At 67.9% G+C, this 23,622-nt stretch carries 25 protein-coding genes; 7 read left to right on the top strand and 18 right to left on the bottom strand.

Going from position 1 to position 23,622, the window contains the following annotated elements; translation table 11 throughout:
* Positions 1–41: 41 nt before the first annotated feature.
* Both K8P10_RS05740 and K8P10_RS05735 read right to left on the bottom strand, forming a co-directional pair.
* Positions 42–488, bottom strand: a complete 447-nt coding sequence (locus K8P10_RS05740) for a hypothetical protein (protein WP_224780845.1) — start codon at positions 486–488, stop codon at positions 42–44.
* A 73-nt stretch (positions 489–561) separates the two neighbouring features.
* Positions 562–1,056 (bottom strand): general stress protein, encoded by a 495-nt coding sequence (locus K8P10_RS05735; protein ID WP_224780844.1) that lies wholly within the window; start codon positions 1,054–1,056, stop codon positions 562–564.
* Positions 1,057–1,136: 80 nt separating this feature from the next.
* Between K8P10_RS05735 and K8P10_RS05730 the strand changes: the two genes are divergently transcribed.
* Genes K8P10_RS05730 through K8P10_RS05720 form a run of 3 tightly spaced genes read left to right on the top strand, consistent with a single transcriptional unit; the run spans position 1,137 to position 4,109 of the window.
* Positions 1,137–2,429, top strand: coding sequence for a magnesium transporter MgtE N-terminal domain-containing protein (locus K8P10_RS05730; RefSeq protein WP_224780843.1), 1,293 nt, complete (start codon positions 1,137–1,139; stop codon positions 2,427–2,429).
* Positions 2,426–2,935 (top strand): DUF1003 domain-containing protein, encoded by a 510-nt coding sequence (locus K8P10_RS05725; RefSeq protein WP_224780842.1) that lies wholly within the window; start codon positions 2,426–2,428, stop codon positions 2,933–2,935. Before K8P10_RS05730 ends, K8P10_RS05725 begins: the two co-directional genes overlap by 4 nt.
* The gene (locus K8P10_RS05720) at positions 2,928–4,109 is read left to right on the top strand and encodes a P-loop NTPase (RefSeq protein ID WP_224780841.1); all 1,182 of its coding nucleotides are present in this window, start codon (positions 2,928–2,930) and stop codon (positions 4,107–4,109) included. The genes K8P10_RS05725 and K8P10_RS05720 overlap by 8 nt, the downstream gene beginning before the upstream one ends.
* A gap of 68 nt (positions 4,110–4,177) precedes the next feature.
* Here K8P10_RS05720 and K8P10_RS15450 read toward each other — a convergent pair whose 3' ends face one another.
* Positions 4,178–4,690: a twin-arginine translocase TatA/TatE family subunit gene (locus K8P10_RS15450; protein WP_370631976.1), complete on the bottom strand. Its 513-nt coding sequence runs from the start codon at positions 4,688–4,690 to the stop codon at positions 4,178–4,180.
* Positions 4,691–4,812: 122 nt separating this feature from the next.
* Between K8P10_RS15450 and K8P10_RS05710 the strand changes: the two genes are divergently transcribed.
* On the top strand, positions 4,813–5,445 hold the full coding sequence (locus K8P10_RS05710; protein ID WP_224780840.1) for an O-methyltransferase: 633 nt from the start codon (positions 4,813–4,815) through the stop codon (positions 5,443–5,445).
* Positions 5,446–5,529: 84 nt separating this feature from the next.
* Here K8P10_RS05710 and K8P10_RS05705 read toward each other — a convergent pair whose 3' ends face one another.
* A complete protein-coding gene (locus K8P10_RS05705) occupies positions 5,530–5,700 on the bottom strand; it encodes a DUF3117 domain-containing protein (RefSeq protein ID WP_208239386.1) in 171 nt (56 codons plus the stop codon).
* A gap of 80 nt (positions 5,701–5,780) precedes the next feature.
* On the bottom strand, positions 5,781–6,902 hold the full coding sequence (dapE, locus tag K8P10_RS05700; RefSeq protein WP_224780839.1) for a succinyl-diaminopimelate desuccinylase: 1,122 nt from the start codon (positions 6,900–6,902) through the stop codon (positions 5,781–5,783).
* A 52-nt stretch (positions 6,903–6,954) separates the two neighbouring features.
* Here dapE and dapD point away from each other — a divergent pair, with 52 nt between their 5' ends.
* On the top strand, positions 6,955–7,911 hold the full coding sequence (dapD, locus tag K8P10_RS05695) for a 2,3,4,5-tetrahydropyridine-2,6-dicarboxylate N-succinyltransferase (protein ID WP_224780838.1): 957 nt from the start codon (positions 6,955–6,957) through the stop codon (positions 7,909–7,911).
* A 142-nt stretch (positions 7,912–8,053) separates the two neighbouring features.
* Here the strand turns inward: dapD and K8P10_RS05690 are convergent, their stop codons facing one another.
* From K8P10_RS05690 to K8P10_RS05630, 13 genes are all read right to left on the bottom strand, one after another.
* Positions 8,054–9,352 (bottom strand): citrate synthase, encoded by a 1,299-nt coding sequence (locus tag K8P10_RS05690; RefSeq protein WP_224780837.1) that lies wholly within the window; start codon positions 9,350–9,352, stop codon positions 8,054–8,056.
* 138 nt (positions 9,353–9,490) lie between these two features.
* Complete coding sequence (dapC, locus tag K8P10_RS05685; protein ID WP_224780836.1) at positions 9,491–10,591, bottom strand: succinyldiaminopimelate transaminase; 1,101 nt, start codon at positions 10,589–10,591, stop codon at positions 9,491–9,493.
* Between the two features lie 3 nt (positions 10,592–10,594).
* A complete protein-coding gene (gene fdxA / locus K8P10_RS05680) occupies positions 10,595–10,915 on the bottom strand; it encodes a ferredoxin (RefSeq protein WP_208239398.1) in 321 nt (106 codons plus the stop codon).
* A gap of 70 nt (positions 10,916–10,985) precedes the next feature.
* The gene (locus K8P10_RS05675) at positions 10,986–13,604 is read right to left on the bottom strand and encodes a glycoside hydrolase family 65 protein (protein ID WP_224780835.1); all 2,619 of its coding nucleotides are present in this window, start codon (positions 13,602–13,604) and stop codon (positions 10,986–10,988) included.
* Complete coding sequence (locus K8P10_RS05670; RefSeq protein WP_224780834.1) at positions 13,601–14,299, bottom strand: HAD family phosphatase; 699 nt, start codon at positions 14,297–14,299, stop codon at positions 13,601–13,603. Before K8P10_RS05670 ends, K8P10_RS05675 begins: the two co-directional genes overlap by 4 nt.
* A 27-nt stretch (positions 14,300–14,326) precedes the next feature.
* Entirely contained in the window at positions 14,327–15,205 is an 879-nt protein-coding gene (locus tag K8P10_RS05665) for a carbohydrate ABC transporter permease (RefSeq protein ID WP_224780833.1), read from the bottom strand.
* Positions 15,202–16,557, bottom strand: a complete 1,356-nt coding sequence (locus K8P10_RS05660) for a carbohydrate ABC transporter permease (RefSeq protein ID WP_224780832.1) — start codon at positions 16,555–16,557, stop codon at positions 15,202–15,204. The genes K8P10_RS05665 and K8P10_RS05660 overlap by 4 nt, the downstream gene beginning before the upstream one ends.
* 13 nt (positions 16,558–16,570) lie before the next feature.
* Entirely contained in the window at positions 16,571–17,902 is a 1,332-nt protein-coding gene (locus K8P10_RS05655) for an ABC transporter substrate-binding protein (RefSeq protein WP_224780831.1), read from the bottom strand.
* Positions 17,903–18,087: 185 nt separating this feature from the next.
* Positions 18,088–18,552 carry a prepilin peptidase gene (locus K8P10_RS05650; protein ID WP_224780830.1) on the bottom strand — a complete coding sequence of 155 codons (465 nt, stop codon included), beginning with the start codon at positions 18,550–18,552 and terminating at the stop codon, positions 18,088–18,090.
* Positions 18,553–19,455 carry an acetylglutamate kinase gene (argB, locus tag K8P10_RS05645; protein WP_224780829.1) on the bottom strand — a complete coding sequence of 301 codons (903 nt, stop codon included), beginning with the start codon at positions 19,453–19,455 and terminating at the stop codon, positions 18,553–18,555.
* A 10-nt stretch (positions 19,456–19,465) separates the two neighbouring features.
* The gene (argJ, locus tag K8P10_RS05640) at positions 19,466–20,629 is read right to left on the bottom strand and encodes a bifunctional glutamate N-acetyltransferase/amino-acid acetyltransferase ArgJ (RefSeq protein ID WP_224780828.1); all 1,164 of its coding nucleotides are present in this window, start codon (positions 20,627–20,629) and stop codon (positions 19,466–19,468) included.
* Entirely contained in the window at positions 20,626–21,684 is a 1,059-nt protein-coding gene (gene argC, locus K8P10_RS05635) for an N-acetyl-gamma-glutamyl-phosphate reductase (protein WP_224780827.1), read from the bottom strand. Before argC ends, argJ begins: the two co-directional genes overlap by 4 nt.
* A gap of 137 nt (positions 21,685–21,821) precedes the next feature.
* Positions 21,822–22,754: a VOC family protein gene (locus tag K8P10_RS05630; RefSeq protein ID WP_224780826.1), complete on the bottom strand. Its 933-nt coding sequence runs from the start codon at positions 22,752–22,754 to the stop codon at positions 21,822–21,824.
* 141 nt (positions 22,755–22,895) lie between these two features.
* Here K8P10_RS05630 and K8P10_RS05625 point away from each other — a divergent pair, with 141 nt between their 5' ends.
* The gene (locus tag K8P10_RS05625; protein ID WP_224780825.1) at positions 22,896–23,171 is read left to right on the top strand and encodes an AbrB/MazE/SpoVT family DNA-binding domain-containing protein; all 276 of its coding nucleotides are present in this window, start codon (positions 22,896–22,898) and stop codon (positions 23,169–23,171) included.
* Complete coding sequence (locus K8P10_RS05620; RefSeq protein WP_224780824.1) at positions 23,168–23,602, top strand: PIN domain-containing protein; 435 nt, start codon at positions 23,168–23,170, stop codon at positions 23,600–23,602. The genes K8P10_RS05625 and K8P10_RS05620 overlap by 4 nt, the downstream gene beginning before the upstream one ends.
* Positions 23,603–23,622 lie beyond the last annotated feature (20 nt).

Raw genomic sequence — 23,622 nt, 5'->3', positions numbered from 1 at the left:
TCCGCGACGCGACGTCACGCGGGAATATGCCGGCGAACGATTCACCCGCGCCCCGAGCGCCGCACCCCGAACGCGTCCGATGTACCGCCCTGCTGCGTCACCACCGGCTGCTGGCGCTGATCGACGAGCACCAGTCGATAGTGCGTGCGCGAGTCTGGTTCCAGGTCGGCCTCGAACGAGGCGAGTGCGTGCTCCCGGCTCAGCAGTTTGTGGATGTGCGCGATGAAGAGCGACTCGTTCGTATCGATCTGCTCCCCGCTCTCCGCGTTCCAGCACGACGCCGACAGCATGAGCGCGTCGATCTCGCGCAGATCCACCGAGCCGAGCAGCTCATCAGCGTGCTGGCGGGTGATGCCGAGCCTGATGATGACGCTGTCGTCACTCGGATGCCGTCCGCTGAGCATTACTGCCGGCTCGCCGACGCGCTGTGAGTCGAGCGCCACCGCTCGCCACGCCGCCACTTCGTTCTGGATATCCTCTGCGGTCATTCTGCGAGCCTAGGGCACGCATCCGACATCCCCGCCCATCCCCGATCGAGCAAGCGGAGCCGCGCTCGCGCGCCTACGAGGCGTCCGTCAGAATGCGTCTCGCGTCGAAGAGGAGCTCTGAACTGGTGATGAGGTCGTAGCGCGACGCGACCATCTGCATGACGGATGAGAAGTCGCGGCGGTTGCGGTTCATCGCGTACGAGAGCACGCCGAAGAGCATGCCGAACCCGGCACCGATAGCGATGGCGGCGAGGAAGACGCCGGCGATGCCGGCGTTGTCCGGCTGGAAAATGAAGAGCAGCAGTCCGAGGAAGAGGCCGAGATAGGCGCCTGACATGGCTCCCATCAGCGCGACGCGGGCGTAGGTGAGCCGACCCGTCACTCGCTCGACGCTGCGGACATCGTTGCCGAGGATCGAGACCTCTCTGACCGGAAAGCCGGCGCGCGCGAGCACGTCGACGGCGTGCTTCGCATCCTCGTATCGGTCGTAGGTCGAGATGATCTCACCCTCCGGGATCTCGGGAATCGCGAGTCGTCGTGACGATGCGGAGGGGCCTGGCATGCTCATACGACCATTGTCCCACTCCCCGACCGGTGAATCGTCGGAGAATGCGCAACATTCAGCGCGGTGCCAGTACCGTAGGAGGGGTGAGCAGCTCGAGAGTCTTCGTGGGACGTCTGGCGGGCCGAGGCGTCTTCGATCCCGTTGGCGATCGCATCGGCAAGATCCGCGATGTGCTCGTCGTGTTCCGCAGTGCCGAAGCGCCTCGCGTCGTGGGACTCATCGTGGAGATTCCCGGGAAGCGCCGAGTCTTCACGCCGATCGGCAGGATCACCTCGATCCGATCCGGTCAGGTGATCAGCACGGGCCTCATCAATGTGCGCCGCTTCGAGCAGCGGGGCGGCGAGACCCGCATGATCGCCGAGCTCATCGGTCGGGAGGTCTCGGTACTCGCGCCCGATGCTCCTGGACCGGTCGCGACGATCGAGGATGCCGCGATCGAGAAAACCCGCTCAGGCGAGTGGGTCGTCTCGGAACTGTCGGTGCGCTTCCCGAAGCCCGGCGGCGCGTTCGCACGCGGCGAGTCCCGCATTCTGCGCTGGAGCGACCTGCGGATGCCGCACACCGGCTCAGGTGCGCAGTCAGTGGACCTCTTCCTCAGCACCCTCGTCGACCTCAAGCCGGCCGATCTCGCTGAGACGCTGCTCGAACTGCCGGAAACCCGCATGCTCGAGGTCATGGCGGCGCTGCCCGACGAACGGCTCGCCGATGCGCTCGAGGAGATGTCGGAGACCGATCAGCTGTCCATCCTCGCGCAGCTCCCGTCCGACCGGACGGCCGAGGTGCTCGACCGCATGGACGCCGACGACGCCGCCGACCTCATCTCGGCTCTCCCGCAGGCACGGGGCGAAGAACTTCTGGGGCTCATGGAGCCGGAGGAAGCCGAGGACGTCAGGCGTCTGCTCGAATACGATCGCGATACGGCGGGAGGGCTCATGAACCCCGCTCCGATCGTCCTGCCCGCGGAGGCGAGCATCGCCGAGGCGCTCGCGATGATCCGTCGATCCGAGATCACGCCGGCGATGGCCTCAGCCGTCTACGTGACGCATCCGCCGTACGAGACCCCCACGGGCGAGTATCTCGGGGTCGCTCATTTCCAGCGCATGCTCCGCTTCCCGCCGCACGAGCGGCTGAGCGTACTGCTCGACACCGAGATCGAGCCGATCCCCGCCCAGTCGAGCGCTGCAGAGGTCTCCCGCAGACTCGCGAGCTACGATCTCGTGGCGCTCCCGGTCGTGGACGACGCCGACCACCTGGTCGGGGTCGTCACGGTTGACGATGTGCTCGATCACCTGCTCCCGGATGACTGGCGGCACGCGGACGACGAGCACTCCGATGATCGCGATACGGGTGCGGCGAGCCGAGGGGGTGCCCGATGAAGCGATTCTTCCGCGACGACCCGGGTCTCGATGCACCGCGCACCGCCGCTGGCCGGCCTCGGCGCTCGGGCGGCGGTCACGGCAACGAGCGCTTCGGTCGCTGGACCGAGAGCATCGCGCGAGGAATGGGAACTCCGTGGTTCCTGCTGATCCTGACCCTCTTCTGCGTGGCCTGGCTGGTGTGGAACACCCTGGCGCCCGAACAGATGCGATTCGATTCCGCGGCGCTCGGCTTCACGGCGCTCACGCTCATCCTCTCGCTGCAGGCGTCGTACGCGGCGCCGATGATCCTGCTCGCTCAGAACCGTCAGGACGACCGAGACCGCGTGCAGATCGAGCAGGATCGCCAGCGCGCCGAACGGAACCTCGCCGACACGGAGTTCCTTGCACGGGAGGTCGTCGCGCTGCGCCTGGCGATCCAGGAGCTTCCTGACCGCGACGTGATCAGGCAGGAGCTCCGCTCGCTGCTCGCCGAGCTCGACGAGCGCGAGGAGCGCAATGACTGATGCGGCCTCGCCCCGTGCGGGCGCGTCTGCAGCGGAGGAGCTGGTCTGGCGCGCCCTGGACGGCGTGCGCGATCCGGAGATCCTGCGCCCCATCACGGAACTGAACATGGTGCCCGAGGTGCGCGTCGATGACGCCGGCGCGGCGGCCGTGCGGGTGCGGCTCACGATCGCCGGTTGCCCCGCAGCACGACGGATCGAGCGAGACGTGCGGGAGGCCGTCGCCGGCGCTGACGGCGTCCGCTCAGCCGAGGTCGTCATGGAGGTCATGACTCCGGAGGAGCGACGCGCGTTCACGGAGCTGGTACGGGGCGAGAAGGCTCAGCGCGGCAATCAGTTCGGGCCGGACACGCTCACACGGGTGATCGCGGTGACGAGCGGCAAGGGCGGCGTCGGCAAGTCATCGCTGACGGCCGGCCTCGCGGTCTCCCTCGCGAAACAAGGACTCGCGGTCGGACTCATCGACGCCGACGTCTTCGGGTTCTCGATACCCGGGATCCTCGGGCTGAGCCGCGACGGCAAGGTCGAGCAGCCGACCCGCGTCGACGACATGATCCTCCCGCCGGTGGCACACGGCGTGAAGGTCATCTCGATCGGCATGTTCCTCGGCGATGGAGACCCGCGCACCACAGCCGTGTCGTGGCGGGGACCCATGCTGCACCGCACCATGGAGCAGTTCTTGCGCGACGTCTGGTTCGGCGACCTCGATGTGCTGCTGCTCGACCTCCCGCCGGGCACCGGAGACATCGCGATCAGCATCGGCCAGCTCCTTCCCCACGCCGAGGTCGTCGTGGTCACGACGCCACAGGAAGCAGCGGCGGACGTCGCCGTGCGCAGCGCACTGGTCGCGCGGCAGACCGGCCAGCGCGTCATCGGCGTCATCGAGAACATGAGCGGCCTGGCGCAGCCCGACGGCTCGGTACTGGAGCTCTTCGGAAGCGGCGGCGGCGCCCTCGTCGCCGACCGTCTGAGCGATGAGGATCACGGGACGGTGCCGCTGCTCGGCACCGTCCCGCTGAGCCCCGACTTCCGCGCCTCGGGCGACGCCGGGTCGCCTGCCGTACTCGCCCACCCCGATGACGCGGCCGCGGCAGCGGTCATCGACATCGCCGATCGGATCAGCGGTCTCGGGCGCGGGCTCGTCGGCCGCTCGCTCGGTCTCAGTCCCGCGAGCTGAGCGCGCCCATCGACCTCACCGGTCGGTGCATCGCGCACGACCGCGGGTCTGACGCTGCCACGGAGGGCTCAGGTAGCCTCTTCGTCGAAGTTCAGCACCAGATCACCGCTCACCACCGCAAGCTTGACGGGAGTCTCGGACCCTGCCGCAGCTCCCGCACCGGCACCAGCATCGGCGAGCGTCGCCGCAGCGGCGGCCCCTTCCGCGCGGTCTCCCGTGGCGTCTCCATCTGGCTCTGCATCGGCGGCCGGCGGAGCATTGCTCACCGCTCGTCGTCGCTCCGCGACCTCCTGCATGCGCTGACGTCTGGCCTCGGCGCGCGCTTCGCGCTCATCCTCGACGAGGGCGTCGCGAATGATGCGTCTCGGGTCGTACTGCCTCGGGTCCAGCTGCCGCCAGTCGACCTCATCGAACTCCGGGCCCATCTCGTCGCGCAGGCGGTCCTTCGCACCATTCGCCATACGCTTGACGTTGCGCACGAGTTCGCCGAGTTTCTGCGCGTAGACGGGCAACCGGTCGGGACCCAGCAGGAACATGGCGACCACCGCGATCACCAGCAGCTTGTCCATCGTGAGACCCATGGGGACCATCGTAGTGCCGCACGCCGTGAGCGTGCCCCACATCCGGCGTGTGCGAGGCGCGACGGCCCGCAGACCCTCTACACTCGGAACCGCGTGACCGGTCAGGATCCAGGAGGCAATCGGTGAGCAAGCTCGAGCGGAATTGGCAGTTCGCGGAACAGTACCCGAACGAGACCGAACCGCAGATCAACGCGCGCCGTTTGTCTCTCGAGCTCGGCATCGAGCCCGTGAGCCGGGCGATCGCCGCGCAGTTGTCCTCGCTCGTCGTGCTCAGTCGTGCCCGCGCGATCTGCGAGATCGGCACCGGTGTCGGCGTGAGCGGACTCGCACTGCTGCGTTACGCCCCCGATGCCGTACTCACCTCCATCGAGGTCGAACCCGAGCACCTGAAAGAAGCCAGGACGGTGTTCGCGAGCGCCGGGATCCCCGCCTCGCATGTCCGTTTCATCGAGGGCAACGCGCAGCAGGTCCTCCCCCGCCTGAATCTGGCTTCGTACGACCTCGCCCTGCTCGACGCAGACGCGGAGCACCTGCTCGAGTACGTCGAGTACGCCCTCACGATCGTCAGACCGGGCGGGTGCATCGTCGTGCCAGGCGCATTCGCCCGCGGCCGGGTCTCCGATCCCGCCGCGCGCGATCACCGCACGCAAGCGGTGCGTGACCTGCTCGCCATGGTCTCCGAGTCCGCCGCGATCGCCCCGGCGCTCTCCCCCGTCGGGGACGGCCTGCTCACCCTGACGCGTCTCTCCGAGTAGCCGCCAGGGGCCCGCAATCAGCCCCCGAACGCAACAGCGCGCGCTCCCCGGTGGGGAGCGCGCGCGTGTCTTCGCGTGGCCGCGTCAGCCGTCGAGGACGCCGTTCAGCACATTGCGAAGCTCCGTCGCCTCGTCGTCGTTCACGGAGACCACCAAACGGCCGCCACCCTCGAGCGGAACCCTGAGCACGATGACTCGGCTCTCGCGTACCGCTTCCATGGGCCCGTCGCCGGTCCTCGGTTTCATCGCCGCCATGGCGCCTCCTCGCTAGTCGTCGTTCATCTCCATTATCCGGTGCATTCCGGAATCTGGAAAATCCGGTCCGCCACGACGGGTCACACGGCACCCCTCGCACCGTCACCGAGCAGCCAGGCGCGGAGCGCCCGATGGGCCTCCTCGATCTGGCCCACCGGCACGCGCTCGTCGTCGGCGTGGGCGAGGAGCGGATCCCCCGGCCCGAAGTTCACGGCGGGAACGCCCTGCGCGGAGAAGCGTGCCACGTCGGTCCAGCCCACCTTCGCCTCGGGCGTGCCGCCGACCGCCTCGACGAAGCCGCGCGCAAGTTCCGCATCGAGTCCGGGTCGAGCTCCGGGCGCGAGATCCGTGACCTCGAACTCGTCTGCATCGGCGCAGAACTCTCGGACCAGCTCGACAGCCTCATCCGTGGTGCGCGACGGCGCGAAGCGGTAGTTGACCTCGATGTCGACGCGATCCGGGATGACGTTTCCCGCGACGCCGCCCGAGATGCGCACCGCGTTCAGCCCTTCCCGATACTCAAGCCCGTCGACCGTCACACGTGCCGCTTCGTAGGCCGACAGGCGTTCGAGCAGGCCGCCCGCGCGGTGAATCGCGTTGACGCCCTTCCAGCTCCGCGCCGAGTGCGCGCGAGTGCCCAGGTAGCTCACTCGGGCGCGCATGGTGCCGTTGCACCCGCCCTCGATCGCCGACCGCGTCGGTTCGCCGAGAATCGCGAAGTCGGCGGCGAAGAGATCGGGGCGATTCCGCTGAGCTCTGCCCAGGCCGTTCAGATCTGCGGAGACCTCTTCATGGTCGTACCAGATCCAGGTGACGTCGACCGCGGGATCCTCGAGCTCCACTGCGAGCGCGAGCTGCACCGCAACGCCCGCTTTCATGTCCACGGTGCCGCGACCGCGGATGATCGTCTCACCCGTCTCGGCATCCTGCTCGTCGACGACGGGGAGATTCTCGTTCACGGGGACCGTGTCCAGGTGGCCGGCGATGGCGACGCGGTGCGCACGACCGAGTTCGGTGCGGGCGATCAGCGTGTCTCCGTCGCGGTGCACCGTCAAGTGCGGGGCCTGCGCGGCAAGCACATCGGCGACCGCGTCCGCGATCCGGCGCTCATTTCCGGACACCGATTCGATGTCGCACAGCTGGCGAGTCAGAGAAACGGGGCCGGCACCGGGATCCAGGAGGTTCGAGGAGGTATCGCTCACCAGACCACCCTACGGCACGGCGGAGCCGCCTCCGCCGCGATACCCTGGAGGCATGAACGACACTCGCACCGCACACGCGTCGGGCCTCGCTACGGTGGCCGCCGACGGCTCCACACTCGACGCCTGGTACCCCGCTCCGCAACTCGGCACCCGTTCGAGCACCGAAGGCCGGTGGATCGCCCCCGCCGAGCTCGAGCGCGCCGCAGGAGCCGATGAGCGGCGCGGCGTCGAGATCCGGGTCGTGAACGTCGAGATCGACCTCGACGCGGCGCCTGCGTCGGTGGAGGACGCGTACCTGCGCCTCCACCTCCTGTCGCACTGCCTCGTCCGCCCGAACAGCATCAACCTCGACGGAATCTTCGGTCAGCTGCCGAACAACGTCTGGACCACGGCCGGACCGATGCTGCACGACGAGTACCTGAAGCGGCTCCCGGAGCTCCGCGTCGCGGGGATCACCGCCACCGGCATCGACAAGTTCCCGCGTCTGACCGACTACGTCGTCCCGGACGGTGTCCGCATCGCCGACGCCACTCGCGTCCGCCTGGGCGCCCACCTCGCCCGCGGGACCACCGTCATGCACGAGGGGTTCGTCAACTTCAACGCGGGTACGCTCGGTGCCTCCATGGTCGAGGGACGCATCTCGCAGGGCGTCGTCGTGGGCGACGGCTCCGATATCGGCGGCGGCGCATCGATCATGGGCACCCTCTCCGGCGGTGGCACCCAGCGCATCGCGATCGGCGAGCGCGCGCTGCTCGGCGCCAACTCGGGTATCGGCATCTCCATCGGAGACGACACCGTCGTCGAGGCGGGCCTGTACGTGACAGCGGGCACCAAGGTCACCCTTCCGCAGGGCACCGTCGAGTCGGGTGGTTCGTCGGTCGAGGTGAAGGCCGCAGAGCTCTCCGGAGTTCCGCAGCTGCTCTTCCGCCGCAACTCGCGCACGGGTGCCGTGGAGGCGCTCCCGCGAGAGGGCCACGGTGTGACCCTCAACGCGGCGCTGCACGCCTGACGGCGCGTGTGTGGGGTACCACCCGGGCCCCGCACACCGCCCGCGCGGCAGCGTCCGCGAGATCGCAAAAAGTCACGCTTCGAGCAATCTGAGGCGTGACTTTTTGCGATCTCGGTGCTGGGCCCGGGAGGGACCCTCGAGGTCAGCGGTCGAGGTGCCGCTCTCGGCTGCCCATGTAGAGCTGCTGCGGGCGCCCGATCTTGGTCTGGGCGTCCTCGTGGCTCTCGCGCCACTGCGCGATCCAGCCGGGCAGACGACCGATGGCGAAGAGCACCGTGAACATGCGCGTCGGGAAACCCATGGCCTTGTAGATGACGCCGGTGTAGAAGTCGACGTTCGGGTAGAGCTTGCGCTCCTTGAAGTAGTCGTCCTCGAGCGCGATCTGCTCGAGCTCCTGCGCCAGGTCGAGCAGCGGATCGTTGATGCCGAGTTCCTCGAGCACGCGACCGGCGCTCTCCTTCACGATACGCGCGCGGGGGTCGTAGTTCTTGTAGACGCGGTGACCGAAGCCCATGAGCTTCACCCCGTCCTCCTTGTTCTTGACCTTCTCGACGAAGGTCTGCACGCTCTGGCCGGAGTCCCGGATCTGCCCGAGCATGTCGAGCACGGCCTCGTTGGCGCCACCGTGCAGCGGGCCTGAGAGCGCGTTGATGCCCGCGGAGATCGACGAGAACATGTTCGCTCCGGTCGACCCGACGAGACGGACCGTCGAGGTCGACGCGTTCTGCTCGTGATCGGCGTGGAGGATGAGGAGCTTGTCGAGCGCGTCGACGAGCACGGGGTTCATCACGTACTCCTCGGCCATGTTACCGAAGTTCAGGCGGAGGAAGTTCTCGACGAAACCGAGATTGTTGTCGGGGTAGAGGAATGCCTGCCCGATCGACTTCTTGTGCGCATACGCGGCGAGCACGGGGAGCTTGGCGAGAAGACGGATCGTGTTGACCTCGACGAACTCGGGCACCGCGGTGTCGAGCGAGTCCTCGTAGTAGGTCGACATCGCCTGCAGGCCACCCGAGAGCGCCGCCATCGGGTGAGCCGTGTGCGGCAGGCCCTCGAAGTAGTACTTCATGTCCTCGTGGAGCAGGGTGTGCCGACGGATGACGCCATCGAACTCCGCGAGCTCGTCGGGCGTCGGCAGCTCGCCGTAGATCAGCAGGTAGGCGACCTCGAGGAACGTCGACTGGCGCGCCAGCTCCTCGATGGGGTATCCGCGGTAGCGGAGGATCCCGGCCTCGCCGTCGATGTACGTGATGCGCGACCTGGTGGACGCCGTGTTCACGAACCCGTAGTCCAGTGCCGTCAGGCCGGTCTGCTTCGTCAGCGAACTCACGTCGATCGACGAAGCCCCGTCTTCCGCCTGCAGGATGGGCAGCTCTGCCGATCCGCCGGGGAACGTGAGCTTCGCGGAGGCCTGAGTCTGGCCCTGAGTCGATTCGGTCACGTCATCTCCTCGTGAGGTCTGTGGGTGCAGGGGCGCGCGCAGAGGTGATTGCACACAGCTCTTCCACCTTATCCGTGCGGGTGCGTTGCCCGCACGCACAGACTATCTCGACGTCGAGCAAAACGCGATTTCAGGGCCTCACACGCCGCTCAGGCGGCCCGCGGCGGCAGCGATATCGGCGTCCGACGCCGTCAGCGCGAGCCGGACGTGGCGCGGCGAGTGGTCACCGTAGAAGTGCCCCGGGCCGACGATGATTCCCTGGCCTGCGAATGCCGCGACCGAGTCCCAAGCGTCCTCGTCGCGTGTCGCCCAGAGATACAAGCCGGCTTCACTGCCTTCGACGCGGAAGCCAGCGGCTTCCAGGGCGGGGCGCAGTATCGCGCGCCGTGCCCGATAGCGCTCCCGCTGCTCCTCCACGTGCGTGTCATCTGCGAGCGCTACGGCCATGGCGTGCTGCACCGGAGCGGGAAGCATCAGGCCCGCGTGCTTGCGCACCGTGAGGAGGCGGGAAACGAGCGCCGGATCTCCCCCGATCAGGGCGGCACGATAGCCCGCGAGGTTCGACTGCTTGCTCAGCGAGTACACCGAGAGGACGCCGGAGTGGTCGTCGCCGACGACGCGGGGGTCGAGGATCGACGGGATCGCCTCGCTGATCCACGGAGACTCCCACCCGAACTCGGCGTAGCACTCGTCGCCCGCGATGACCGCGCCGAGCTCACGCGCACGCGCGACGGCGGCACTCAGTGCCTCCACACCGAGCACACGGCCGTCGGGGTTGCCAGGCGAATTCAGCCACACGAGACGCGTGCTGTCTGGCCACTCCGCCGGATCGTCGCTGGCGACGGCCGCTGCTCCGACCAGCGCGGCGCCCATGGCATAGCTCGGATAGGCGACGCGCGGGTGCACCACTGTCTCCTCGGCGCCGAGCCCGAGCAGCATCGGCAGCAGTGCCACCAGCTCTTTCGAACCGACGGTCGGCAGCACCGCATCGGTGCCGAGCGTCACACCGCGACGGCGGAGGAACCACTCCACGATCGCGGCACGCAACTCGTCCGACCCCGCAGTCGCCGGGTATCCGTGGGCGTCCGTCGCCGTGGCGAGGGCGTGGCGCACCGGCTCGGGAGTCGGGTCGACGGGCGAACCGACGGAGAGATTCAACGCTCCTTCGGCGTGCCCTCTTGCCCGCTCGGCGTACGGCGCCATGGCGTCCCACGGGTAGTCGGGCAGCGTACCGCGCACGGGCTACTCCCCCTGCGGAGGAAGCGCCGCGATGATGGGGTGATCGAAATCGTACACACCCGTCTTCGCCGCTCCGCCGGGAGAACCGATCTCGTCGAAGAAATCGACGTTCGCGGTGTAGTACTCGGACCACTCTTCGGGCAGGTCGTCCTCGTAGTAGATCGCCTCGACGGGGCACACGGGCTCGCAGGCGCCGCAGTCGACGCACTCATCGGGGTGGATGTAGAGCGAGCGCTCACCCTCGTAGATGCAGTCGACCGGGCATTCGTCGACGCAGGCACGATCCTTCACATCAACGCACGGAAGAGCAATGACGTAGGTCACAGAACCTCACCTTTCAATCGACTGCACCGGAACCCCTCTATCCTACGCCCGGCGCACCTGCGCGAACGCGCTACAGCTCGGGCTCGGCGACCGTGAGCGGCGCTTTGACGGGGATCGAGGTGGTGATCACCGGCACCTCGACCGTCGGCACGTGGTGCTCGCCCTCGCCGTCGCGCGGCAGGATGCCGGCCGAAAGTCCCTCGAACTCTCCGAGGTCCGGCCCCTGCCCGTCGAGCTCGACGCGCACCGGGCTTCCGACGGCGACCTCGAAGGCCCGCCCGCGGACGTACACGGTCACGGGCTCCTCGCCGTCGACGAGCGCGAACGAGATCGCTTCGCGCTCGAGCTCGACCGAGACTCGCTTCCCGCGCCACATGAGCGAGAACGCGAGGCGCCCCCAGTGCTTCGGCAGACGCGGATCGAAGCTCAGTCGCCTGCCGGCGTCGCGCATGCCGGCGAACCCCTGGACGAGCGTCATCCAAATGCCGCCGGCCGAGGCGACGTGGACGCCATCGGAGGCGTTGCGATGCAGGTTGTCGAGATCGACCCTGAGCGCGTGCTCGAAATACCGGTACGCGAGATCCTGGTAGCCGACTTCGGCGGCGATGATCGACTGCACGACTGCCGAGAGGCTGGAATCGCCCGTGGTGAGCGCATCGTAGTACTCGAAGTCAGCCCGCTTCTGCTCCAGCGTGAACTCGTCGCTCGCGAGCAGCAGCGCGAGGACGACGTCGGCCTGCTTGAGCACCTGGTACCGGTAGATCACCAGCGGGTGGAAGTGCAGGAGCAGCGGCTTCTGCTCGGGGGGCGTTGCCGCGAGATTCCACATCTCCCGCTCCAGGAAATGGGCGTCTTGCGGGTGAACACCACTCTCCTCCGAATAGGGCACGCACATGTGCTCGGCGGCCATCGCCCAGTTCTTCACCTCATCATCAGCGAGGTCGAGGCGCTCCACGAGGTCCCAGTAGTCGGCGGGCGAATCGCGCATCATGCGGCGCACGACCTCGACCGCGAACCGGAGGTTGAACTGCGCCATGACGTTCGTGAACAGGTTGTCGTTCACCACCGTCGTGTACTCGTCCGGACCGGTGACTCCGTGGATGTGGAACTGGCCTGAGCCGACGGCGCCGCCGCTCCAGAAGCCGAGACTCGACCACAGTCGCGCCGTCTCCACAGCGATGTCACTGGCGCCTCCGGCGATGAAGCCGGTGTCCCCCGTCGCCGAGACGTACCGAGCGAGCGCGTAGGTGATGTCGGCGTTGATGTGGTACGCGGCGGTCCCGGCCGCGTAGTAGGCGCTCGCCTCCTCACCGTTGATCGTGCGCCAGGGGAAGAGCGCGCCGTTCTCGCTGAGCATGGCCGCCCGTGCCCTGGCGCGCGGCAGCATCCGCTCGCGCGCCCGCAGTGCGTTCCGCGCCCAGCGAGGGGTCGTGTAGGTGAGGAACGGGAGCACGTAGATCTCCGAGTCCCAGAAGTAGTGTCCGCTGTACCCCGACCCCGTCAGGCCCTTCGCGGGGATACCCCGTCCATCGGCACGCGCCGCCGCCTGCACGAGCTGGAAGAGGTTCCAGTTGATCGACTGCTGCACGCCCTGCTCGGCGTCGACCTCGACACCGCTCGCACGCCAGAACTCGTCGAGGAACGCGCGCTGGGCCCGCCAGCGCTCCCCCGCAGGCTCGATGGCGAGCTGCTCGAGCGACTGCTCGCAGCGGTCGACCATCTCAGTGAGCGCCGAGGTGGCCGAGGAGTGGTACATGATCGTCTTCGTGAGCCGGACCGTTTGACCCTCGTACGCCGTGCCCTGGAAGAGGTGCCTGACGCGGTCGGGCCCCGCCTCGACTCGGGAGTGCCACCCCTCGCCGAGATCCTGCATCTCGCTGAGCGCGCCGCTCGAGATACCGGTGTTCAACTGCAGCGGGTCCCGCTCCGGATCCGGCGCGAAGACGTGGTCCACGCCCACCGCGACCTTCATCCCGGAGTTGTTCACGCCGTAACTCATGATGGTGCGGCTCATGCTGTGGCGATGCGGACCGGGGTTCAGCACCCGGTCCGTCAACATCTCGCTCTGGCGAGGGTCGTTCATCTCGCGCGTCTGCCCCGCTTCCCCGACCTCGACGCCAGGCGTCTCGGTGTTGACGCGCGCCAGATCCTGCCGGTTGATCACCAGGCTGCTGAACGTCAGCTCCGCGTCGGCGTCGAGCGCCGTCACCGTCATCTCGACGGTCGCCATGTGCCGGTGCACGAAGGAGACCATGCGCTTCGTGTCGACGCGCACGCGCTTGCCCGTCGGGGTGAGCCAGGTCAGCGACCGGGTGAACGTGCCCTCCCGGAGGTCCAGGGTTCTCGTCACCTCCTGTATTTCGGAGGTTTCGAGGTTCAGTCGCTCATCGTCCACGTAGATCCGGATCGTCTTCGCGTCCGGCGCGTTCACGATCGTCTGACCGTGCTCGGCGAACCCGTAGGCGTTCTCGGCGTGCTGAATGCGCCAGGTCTCGTGCAGGCCGTTCACGAAGGTGCCGTGGCTGCCGAGCGGCAACCCCTCCTCGTGATTGCCGCGCAGACCGAGGTAGCCGTTCGCGAGCGAGAAGAGGGTCTCATCCTCTCCGGCGAGGGCGGGGTCGATCCCCCGCACCACCAGCTTCCACGGGTCGTCGCCGAACCAACGCTGCGTCTCGACTCCCGGGTTCATCGCACCAACTCCTCGAGATCGTTCACGATCACACCGGCACCCGCAGCGCGGAGGGCATCGGCTCCCGTCCCTCGGTCGACGCCGACCACTAGACCGAATCCTCCGGCGTGCGCCGCTGCGACACCGGAGACGGCGTCCTCGAACGCCGCTGCTCGCTCGGGCCGATGCCCCAGGAGCTCGGCGGCCCTCACGAAGGTGTCCGGCGCAGGCTTGCCAGGGAGCCCTTCCCGATCGGCGACGGTACCGTCGACGACGACCGGGAACCGGTCGCGCAGGCCCGCAGCGCGGAGCACGGCGTCGGCGTTCCGAGAACTCGAGACGATCGCGAGCGGGCGGCCGGCGAGCTGATCGAGCAGGCGGAGCGAACCGGGGTACGGCTCGATCCCGTCCCGCTCCAGGACCTCGGTGAACGCCCGGTTCTTCCGGTTGCCAATGCCCGTTACGGTGTCCAGCCCGTCATCCCCGGCTTCGCCCGGGGGAAGCGAGATGCCCCGCGCCTCGAGCAGCGTCGCGACACCGTCGAACCGCGGGCGTCCGTCGAGCGAACGGTAGTAGTCGCTCTCCCGGTACGGCTCCGCGCCGTGACGCGCGAAGACTTCGTCGAATGTCTCCTGCCAGGCCCGCATGTGCAGGTCGACGGTGGGGGTGATGACCCCGTCGAGGTCGAACAGAAACGCGTCGTAGTCGTCGATCAATACGTCGACCCTTCCGTGGCTTTCGTCTTACTTCTGGGATCCTGCCAGCAGCGCCTGCACGAAGTACCGCTGGAACGCGAAGAACACTATCAGCGGTACCAGCATAGACAAGAAAGCGCCCGCGGAGAGCACATCGATGTTCGATCCGAACTGTCTGAGCTGTGACTGGATGGCCACGGTGAGCGGTTGAGAGTCGGAATTCGTGAAGATCAGCGCCACGAGCATGTCGTTCCACGTCCAGAGGAACTGGAAGATCGCGAGCGACGCGATCGCGGGCAACCCGAGCGGCAGCATGACCTGGAAGAAGATCCGCCAGTCCTTCGCTCCGTCGATCCGCGCCGCCTCCAGCAACTCCGCCGGCACCTGGATGAAGAAGTTGCGCAGCAGGAATATCGCGAACGGGAGCCCGAACGCCGTGTGAAAGAGAATCACCCCGAGCACGCTGCCGAAGATCCCGAGCGCCCCGAACAGCCGCGCGAGCGGGATCAGCGCGACCTGCAGGGGCACCGCGAGCAGCACGATGACGGCGAGGAACAACCAGTCCCGTCCCGGGAAGCGCAACCACGCGAACGCGTACGCGGCGAGCGAACCGAGCAGGACGACGAGCACCGTGGTCGGCACCGCGATCACGACGGTGTTCCAGAACGACCCGGTGATCGTCGGGTTCGACAGGAGGTTGGCGTAGTTCTCGATCGTCAGCTCAGTGGGCTTCGTGAGCACGGTCCACCACCCGCTCGACGCATTGTCGCCGACGGATCGGAACGAGGTCAGCAGCAGACCGACCGTCGGCACCAGCCAGAAGATCGCGACGATGAGGAGCACGACGTTGATGATCCCCCGTCCGAATCCACTCGCGATCCGCTGGCCCATCGTACGGCGGGGCTTAGCAGGAGTTGTCACGCTCATCGGCTCCGCTCCTCCTTGAATCTCCGGATGTTCACGATCATCGACGGCAGCACGAGGATCAGGAGGAGCAGCGCGAGGGCTGATCCGAGTCCCTGATTGCCTCCGCCGCCGAAGGAAACCGTCCACATCTCCACCGCGATGACGTTGGCCGCCGGTTTCGACGCGCCAGGCGGGATCACGTAGACCAGGTCGAAGATCTTGAGCACGTTGATGATGAGCGTCACGAACACCACCACCAGCACGGGGGCGAGCAGCGGAGCGGTGATCCGCGTGAACACCTGCCACTCGCTGGCACCATCGGTGCGCGCCGCCTCCTGGAGCGAGCGGTCCATCGCCGAGAGGCCCGAGGCGATCATCACCATCGCGAACCCCGCCCAGATCCAGATATAGGAGAGGATCACGACGACGTTGATGAACGTGGAGCTCAGCCACGACACGCCCTGTGCGCCGGCGTCGAAGTTCGCGGCAGGAAGGGCGACACGGTAGCTCTCTCCGGCGTCGAGTCCCTCGATCGTGTACGTGCCGCCCGCTCCGGTGGTCGCGTACCCGCGGATCGACCCGTCCGCGTCCACGGCGTCCACGCGGACTCCCTCGAGTCCGCGCTTCCCGTCCTCGATTTCGCCGTTCGTCCCGCCGCCACCCGAGATGACGTCGAGGAAGACGGTGCCCGAAATCTCCGAGGATCCCGCGGCGTCCACGGCTTCGGCGTCCACCAGTCCCTCAGGCAGATCACTCTGCTTGATGCCGGTCAACGGGAAGTTCTGGATCGATCCCGTGGCCACCTCGGCCTCCGAGGCGATGATCCCGCCGTCGTCCACGATGCCGAAGCCCTCGCGGGGGCCGGCACCCGGGTACCCGGCGTCGTCACCGAAGACGCTCTGCACGCTCGTGATGGCGGCGTTCACGACGCCGAGCTGCGGGCTCTCCTGGAACATCCCGCGGAAGATCACGCCCGCCGCGAGCATCGAGATGGCCATCGGCATGAAGACGATGAGCCGGAACGCGGTCTTCCACCCGAGCTTGTCGACGAGCACCGCGAAGATGAGGCCGAGCACCGTCACGGCGACGGGGGCGACGAGCACCCACATGATGTTGTTCCGGATCGCGGTGAACGTGGTCTCGTTCGTGAACATCGTCACGTAGTTCTCCCACCCGACGAACTCCGCACCGGTGCGGTCGAAGAACGATCGGATGAGCGTGTAGACGATCGGGTAGACGACGAGCGCTCCGAGCACGATGAGGCCAGGCCCCAGGAACGACGCGATGACGAGCCCGCGGCGCAGGCGGGCGGGGCCGCGGAGTTTCGGTCCGCGACCCCGGACCTGCACCGGGACCGTGAGTGTACGGCTCATGGTGCGGTCAGACTCAGTAGGCGTCGGCCGCTGCGTCCTCGAGACGCTGCGCGGTACCGTCGATGTCGCTCGGATCCTGGTAGAACGAGATCATCTCCTGCCAGAACCCCTGACCGGGTGTGCCGCCGAAGGCGCTCGGAGCGAGATCGGACATATCGAAGCGGATCTCCTCGGCCTCGAGCAGGGACTCGGCGATCTGCTGCGTCGTCTCGTCGGGGTAGAGCGAGGTGTCCACCCCCGAGTTAGCCGAGAGCAGGCCACCCTCGGGCACCCAGACCTCTGCGGCATCGGGCGAGGCGAGGAACTCCATGAGCGCCGCAGTGGCCTCGTCATCGGCGAACTGCACCGCGACGTCGCCCCCGGAGACGACGCTCGGATCCGATCCGTCGATCGCCGGGAAATCGTAGAAGAGCGCGTTCTCACCGACCACCGAGGTTCCGTCGGCCGCGATGTTGCCCGCGACGAAATCGCCCTCGAAGACGGTACCGGCCTCGGGGTCCGCCCCGAAGACCTCGGTCACGCTGGTCGGGAAGTCGCGCTGATCGCCGCCCGGCTGCACGAGGTCCGTGCCCCAGAGCGAGGCGAGCACCTCGAGCGCGTCCTTCACCGACTGGTCCGTCCACGGAATCTCGTGGTTGGTCAGCTGGTCGTACTTCTCTGGCCCGGCAGTCCGCAGGTACACGTTCTCGAACCAGTCGGTGAGCGGCCACCCCACGTCGGCACCGACCGAGATGCCCGAGTACCCGGCATCGCTCACGAGCTGCAACTGGTCGAGGAACCCATCCCAGTCCTCCGGAGCCTCAGCACCCGCCTCGTCGTAGATGTCGGAGTTGTACCAGACGGTCGACTTGTTGGCGACCTTGAACCAGACACCGTAGAGGTCCCCGTCGACGCTGCCGAGGTCCGCCCAGGTGTCGGCGTAGTTCTCGGCCACCGCAGACTGCACGCCCTCGCCGACCGCGACGATATCGCCGTTCTGCGCAAGCGACTGCATGAGGGCAGGCTGACCGATCACGGCGACGTTCGGCGGGGTGCCGCCTTCGAGCTGCCCCTGAATGTAGGTGGGCCCGTTGTCGCCGAAGCTCGTGTAGTCGACCTGGGCGCCCGTACGGTCGCTGAACTCCTGCAGCACCGCCTCGAAGTTCTCCTGCTCGGCACCCGACCAGGCCGCCGCGACGGTGAGGGTTTCACCCTCGAAATCGCCCAGGGACTCGTCGCCTCCCCCGCCGCCCGCGCAACCGCTCAGCATCAGCGCGGTCGCGGCCGTGAAACCGATGGCCGTGCCCACTCGGCCGCGGCCGAACCCTCGCGCAGCCCGCCGGGTCGTCACTGTTCCAGTACTCATGAAGCTCTCCTCGTCATCGTGGTTCCCTGCTCATCGTCCTTCCGGACGCGTCAGGGCGGCAATCCTGCACTGGCATGCCGCCGCTTCCGCAGATCACGTTACTCCGCTGCCACCGCGCACGTCATACCTGATCGGGCCCGAGACGGGATCGTTACCTGCCGCGGGTGACGGGGTGCTGGGGTGTCTCACCACCAGGACGCGAAGATCGCCACCCAGGCGCCCGCCAGCAGCACGGGCCCGAAGGCGAGCGTCCGCCGACCCCGGCGATGCGCCCAGATGAGAGCGCACATCGAGGCCACCGCGATCCCGATCGGGGTCCAGACGAACGCGGCTTCCGCTCCGGCCCATCCGGCCGCGAACCCGACGAGCGGTGCCAGCTTCACGTCCCCGCCGCCGAGCGAGCCCCCGGGCGCGTACCGCCAGAGTGTCAGCGCGGCGACCCCGTAGAGCGCCGCCGCAGCCGCTGCCCACGCGAGGCGACCCGGATCTGCACCCGCGATCACCGACACCGCGCCGCACGCCGCGACGCCGACGGACGCCGCACCGAGCACGCGATTCGGGATCCGGCGCGTGCGCAGGTCGGTCAGTGCCAGCCACGCCGAAGCCACCGCGAACGCGGCGTAGAGAGCCCCCGACGCGGCAACCGCCACCTAGGCGGTGACCTCGGTGCCGATGCCCTGCTCGGTGAAGATCTCGAGGAGCACCGAGTGGGGCTCCCGGCCGTCTATGATCACAGCCTTCTCGACGCCTCCGCCGACCGCCTCCAGGCACGCCCGCATCTTCGGGATCATTCCCGTTTCGAGCGACGGGAGCAGAGCCTCCAGCTCGGACGCCGTGATCGAGGAGACCAGCGAGTCGCGATCCGGCCAGTTCGCGTAGAGCCCCGCGACGTCGGTGAGGATCACGAGCTTCGACGCACCGAGGGCGCTCGCGAGTGCCGCAGCGGCGGCGTCGGCGTTGACGTTGAGGGAGTCGCCGGGGTGGTCGGCGTCTGGCGCGATGGATGAGACGACCGGGATGAGACCGGCCTCGACGAGGGCGAGTACGGGCTCGGTGCGGACCCCCACGACATCGCCGACGAGGCCGAGGTCGACCGTCTCACCGTCCACCTCGATCGGGGGCCTCCGCCTCCCGATGAAGAGACCGGCGTCTTCACCTGTGGTGCCCGCGGCGAGCGGGCCGTGCGTGTTGATGGCGTCCACGAGCTCGGGGTTGACCTTGCCGGTCAGCACCATGCGCACGACCTCCATGGTCTGCGGCGTGGTGACGCGGTAGCCCCCGCGGAACTCGCTCTCGATGCCGAGCTGACCGAGCATGGCGTTGATCTGCGGGCCGCCGCCGTGCACCACGACCGGGCGGATCCCCGCGAGGCGCAGGTACACCACGTCCTCGGCGAAGGTGCGCAGCAGCTCATCGTCGACCATGGCGTTGCCGCCGAACTTGATCACCATGATCGAGTCGCGGAACTTCTTGAACCAGGGCAGCGATTCGACGAGCACGCGCGCCTTCGCGGCGGCCTGCTCGTGGTCCAGTGGGGTAACAGTATCGGTCATCGGTCTGCTCTCAGCTCGAGTAAGCGCTGTTCTCGTGCACGTAGTCGTGCGTGAGGTCGTTGGTGCGGATCGTGGCGTCGTGCTCGCCGGCGAACAGTTCGATGCGCACCCGCGTCGCCCGAGGCGTCAGATCGCACTCCTCGACCGGGCGGTCGGGTCCGCCTGCGTGGCAGAGACGCACACCGTTGAACGACACATCCACGCGGTACGGATCGAACGCGGCATCGGTCGTGCCGATCGCGGCGAGCACGCGCCCCCAGTTCGGATCGTTGCCGAAGATCGCCGCCTTGAACAGATTGTTGCGTGCGACGGACCGGCCGACGATCACGGCGTCCTCGGGACTGGCAGCACCGAGGACCTCGATGTCGATGTCGTGGCTCGCGCCCTCGGCGTCGTGCTGCAGCTGCGCCGCCAGGTCGTCGCAGACGGCGGCGAGCGCCTCGGCGAACGCGTGCTCCTCAGGGCGTACGCCCGAGGCACCGCTCGCGAGCAGCGTGACCTGGTCGTTCGTGGACATGCACCCGTCCGAGTCGAGTCGGTCGAACGTGGTGCCGGTGGCGTGGCGGAGAGCCCGGTCCAGGGCTGCGTCGTCGAGCTCGGCGTCCGTGGTGATGACGACCAGCATCGTCGCGAGCCCGGGGGCGAGCATGCCTGCACCCTTGGCCATACCGCCGATCGTCCAGCCATCCGCGTGACGGTGTGCGGCGGTTTTTGGAACCGAGTCGGTGGTCATGATCGCTTCGGCGGCGAGGTCGCCGTGATCGCCGAGCGCGTCGACGAGACCGGGCACCCCCTCCACGATGCGGTCGCGGAAGTCCTGTCCGCCGTGACCGATCAGCCCCGTCGAGCAGACCTGGATCTGCTCGGGCACGAGCCCGCCCGCGAGTGACGACGCCACGGCCTCTGCGGTGAGACGTGTCGTCTCATACCCGAAGTCGCCGGTGAAGCAGTTCGCTCCCCCCGAGTTCAGGATCACGGCGTGCGCCGTATGCGTCTGAGCAACGGCGCGGCTCCAGAGAATGGGGTTCGCCTGCGCGCGGTTACCGGTGTAGACGGCGGCGCTCGCGACCCGCGGCCCGTCGTTCACGACGAGCGCGAGATCGCGGCCTCCTGAGGCTTTGAGGCCGACGGTGACGCCGGCTGCGCGGAAGCCTTGGGGAACGGTGACGGTCACGGTGCTACTCCATTCACGCTGAGCCCCGTGGCCTCTGGGAGGCCGAGGGCGATGTTCGCCGACTGGATCGCGGCGCCCGCGGTGCCCTTGGCGAGATTGTCGACCGCGGCCACCGCGACGACACGTCCTGCCGCCTCGTCGACGGCGAGGCCGATGAGGCAGGTGTTCGCACCCAGCACGTCGGCGGTGCGCGGCATCACCCCTTCAGGGAGGAGGTGGACGAAGTGCTCGTCCGCGTAGGCGTCCGCCCAGGCGCGTCGCACCTCGGCAGAGGTCGTGCCTGGCACGAGACGCGCAGTCGATGTCGCCAGGATACCTCGGCTCATCGGCACCAGGACGGGGGTGAAGCTGATGCCGATATCCCCCGCCGCGCCCGCTGCGCGCAGCGACTGCCTGATCTCGGGGATGTGCCGGTGGCTCCCGCCCACGGCGTACGGATTCGCGGTGCCCATGAGCTCGGCACCGAGCAGGTGGGTCTTCGCCGCCTTCCCGGCACCGGAGGGGCCGACCGCGAGCACACTGACGATGTCATCCGGCTCGATGACACCGGCGGCGATTCCGGGCGCCAGCGACAGAGCCACCGTCGAGGCGTTGCATCCGGGTGCCGCGATCCGGTCGGCGCCGGTGAGCATCTCGCGCTGACGCACGTGCCCGTGGTCGCCGGCCACCAGAAGCTCGGGTACGCCGTATACCCAGGGCTCGTTGAACGCTCCACCGTAGAAGGCTTCCCAGTCATCGGCGCTGCGGAGGCGGTGATCGGCACCGCAGTCCACGGCGAGTCGGACCTCGCGCAGCTGCGCCGTGAGTTCACCCGAGGCGCCGTGCGGCAGCGCGAAGAAGACGATGTCGTGGCCATCGAGCACTTCGGGGGTGGTCTCCTGCAGCACGAGATGACCGAGGGAACGCAGATGCGGTTGCGCCTCGATGAGCGGGCGCCCGGCGCTCGAGTGGCCTGTCACGGTGCGCACCTCGTATTCGGGATGCTCGGCGAGGAGACGGAGCAGCTCGCCGCCCGCGTATCCGCTCGCACCCGCTACCGCGACGCTGTAGGCCATCTTCGTCTCCTTCTCACCCGGCACAGAGTGTCTCTATTCTGGCACTCCCTGCGCGGCCCTCTCGACACCGGCCGAGGCGCCGCGGCTGATACGCCGCGGCGGACGCGCTTCGCGTCAGCCAGAAGAGACGCTTCGCGTCAGCCGGCCGAGGCGCCCTCCAGCTCGGCGATGACGAGCTTCTTCATCGGCATCATCCGTTCGAAGGCGCCGGGGGTCTGCATGATCTCGGCCATCCGTGCGGGAACGATCTGCCAGCTGAGGCCGGCGAAGTCCGCCAGCCAACCACACTGCTCCGCTTCGGGAACCGCCGACAGGCGGCCCCAGAGCAGATCGATCTCTGCCTGGTCGGCGCAGTTCACCTCGAGCGACATGCCGCACGTGAACGAGAAGTCCTGCTCGACACCGGAGTCCATGGCGGTGAACCACTGGTCTCCGAGCCGGAAGTCGCTGAACATCACCGAGTCCGTGGTCGCGGGACCCTGCGGGGCCGGGTACGTCACGCGCATCCCCAGCTCAGTATCGGTCCCGGCCTCTCGGAACACGTCGAGATAGTGGTCGACCGCCTGCGTCGCCATGTTCTGCGCGGTCCCGCAGAACATCAGCGCCGGGAGCAGGAACGGCCGAGGATCCCCCGCCGGATCCGTGAGCATCAGCTGCCAGCTCACGCCATGCCGATCCTGCACCCAGCCGTAGCGCTTGCTGAACGGATACTCCTGCAGGGGCATCATCACCGACCCCTGTTCGCTGAGCGCCTCCCAGACCTCGTCGAGGCGGGCTCGGGCGGCGGGCTCGTCGGCGTCGAAGAGGAGCGGATCGAAGTTCAGCATGAACGAGACAGAGGGGTTCGGCGAGAACTCATCGCCCGCGTTGATGAGCACGAGCCGCGTGCCCGCGATAGTCAGGCCCACCGTCAACGGCTGCCCCGCGAGGGGCTGCTGGAAGTCGAGCAATCCCTCGTGCGGGTAGTGGGATTCGACCTCGGCGTGCGCCGTCGGGAACACGGAAGCGTAGAACTCCCCGACCTCCTCCGCGTTTCCATTGCACCAGATATTCGGGACGATCTTCTGCATGGCCTGCTCCTCGGTTCGGCGCTGAACGCGGACGTGGATTCAGTATCGGCCTCGGAACGGCGCCGCACAACCAACCTCGCCGGCTCTCCCCTTACATTTAGCACGCAGGTAAGATGACGTGAGAAGCGAAAGGAGCCGCTGATGCCCACTGCAACGATGACCAGCAAGGGTCAGATCACGATCCCGAAGGAGATGCGCGAGGAACTACACCTCGAAGCCGGATCGAAGGTGACGTTCATCCGCGTGAGCGAGGGGCACTACCGCATCATTCCGAGAACCGGGAGCCTGATGGATCTCGCAGGCATCCTCCACGACCCGGATCGGCCCACCATGACCATCGATGACATGAATGAGGCGATCGCCGAGGGCGGGGCCGCGAGCGGCATGCAGGGGATCACGCTCAGGGACGCGCGGTGATCGACTCGACCGGATTCACCGGCATCGACACGAACGTGCTGCTCCGCTACCTGCTACGAGATGACCACGCTCACTACTCGCTCGCAGAGCGGGCCTTCGCCCAGCTCACCCCCGAATCCCCCGGGTTCATCACCCAGGTCACCCTCGCGGAGACGTACTGGGTGCTGTCCCGGTCGCTGAAGCTGCCGCGCCGCGAATGCCTCACCGTCATGCGGCGACTGTTCGAGAGCGAAGCACTGGAGTTCGACGATGCGGAAGGGGTCGGCCGCGCGATCGCTCTCGCCGAGAACGGCGCGGACTTCGGCGACGCGCTCATCCAGGGCGCGATGGAACTGTTTGGCGTCACCCGAACGGTGACGTTCGACCGGCGAGCGGCCGAGCGACTGGGGTGGGAACTGCTGGTGCCCGACGAGCCGGCTCCCGCCGCCTGACGGCGGTCCGCCGGCTCGTC

Origin of the sequence: Leucobacter sp. Psy1 (assembly GCF_020096995.1) — a bacterium.
Taxonomy (GTDB): Bacteria; Actinomycetota; Actinomycetes; order Actinomycetales; family Microbacteriaceae; genus Leucobacter.
The sequence above is the reverse complement of the archived record's forward strand: the minus strand, read 5'-3'. Positions and strand labels throughout refer to the sequence as shown.

Coding starts and splice junctions, on each gene's coding strand:
- K8P10_RS05675 (WP_224780835.1), bottom strand. CDS start 13,604: ATGAACCCGGGAGTCGAGACGCAGCGTTGGTTCGGCGACGACCCGTGG.
- K8P10_RS05630 (WP_224780826.1), bottom strand. CDS start 22,754: ATGCAGAAGATCGTCCCGAATATCTGGTGCAATGGAAACGCGGAGGAG.
- K8P10_RS05625 (WP_224780825.1), top strand. CDS start 22,896: ATGCCCACTGCAACGATGACCAGCAAGGGTCAGATCACGATCCCGAAG.
- K8P10_RS05665 (WP_224780833.1), bottom strand. CDS start 15,205: ATGAGCGTGACAACTCCTGCTAAGCCCCGCCGTACGATGGGCCAGCGG.
- K8P10_RS05660 (WP_224780832.1), bottom strand. CDS start 16,557: ATGAGCCGTACACTCACGGTCCCGGTGCAGGTCCGGGGTCGCGGACCG.
- K8P10_RS05705 (WP_208239386.1), bottom strand. CDS start 5,700: ATGGCGGCGATGAAACCGAGGACCGGCGACGGGCCCATGGAAGCGGTA.
- K8P10_RS05655 (WP_224780831.1), bottom strand. CDS start 17,902: ATGAGTACTGGAACAGTGACGACCCGGCGGGCTGCGCGAGGGTTCGGC.
- K8P10_RS05720 (WP_224780841.1), top strand. CDS start 2,928: ATGACTGATGCGGCCTCGCCCCGTGCGGGCGCGTCTGCAGCGGAGGAG.
- argB (WP_224780829.1), bottom strand. CDS start 19,455: ATGACCGATACTGTTACCCCACTGGACCACGAGCAGGCCGCCGCGAAG.
- K8P10_RS05725 (WP_224780842.1), top strand. CDS start 2,426: ATGAAGCGATTCTTCCGCGACGACCCGGGTCTCGATGCACCGCGCACC.
- dapD (WP_224780838.1), top strand. CDS start 6,955: ATGAACGACACTCGCACCGCACACGCGTCGGGCCTCGCTACGGTGGCC.
- K8P10_RS05740 (WP_224780845.1), bottom strand. CDS start 488: ATGACCGCAGAGGATATCCAGAACGAAGTGGCGGCGTGGCGAGCGGTG.
- argC (WP_224780827.1), bottom strand. CDS start 21,684: ATGGCCTACAGCGTCGCGGTAGCGGGTGCGAGCGGATACGCGGGCGGC.
- K8P10_RS15450 (WP_370631976.1), bottom strand. CDS start 4,690: ATGGGTCTCACGATGGACAAGCTGCTGGTGATCGCGGTGGTCGCCATG.
- K8P10_RS05735 (WP_224780844.1), bottom strand. CDS start 1,056: ATGAGCATGCCAGGCCCCTCCGCATCGTCACGACGACTCGCGATTCCC.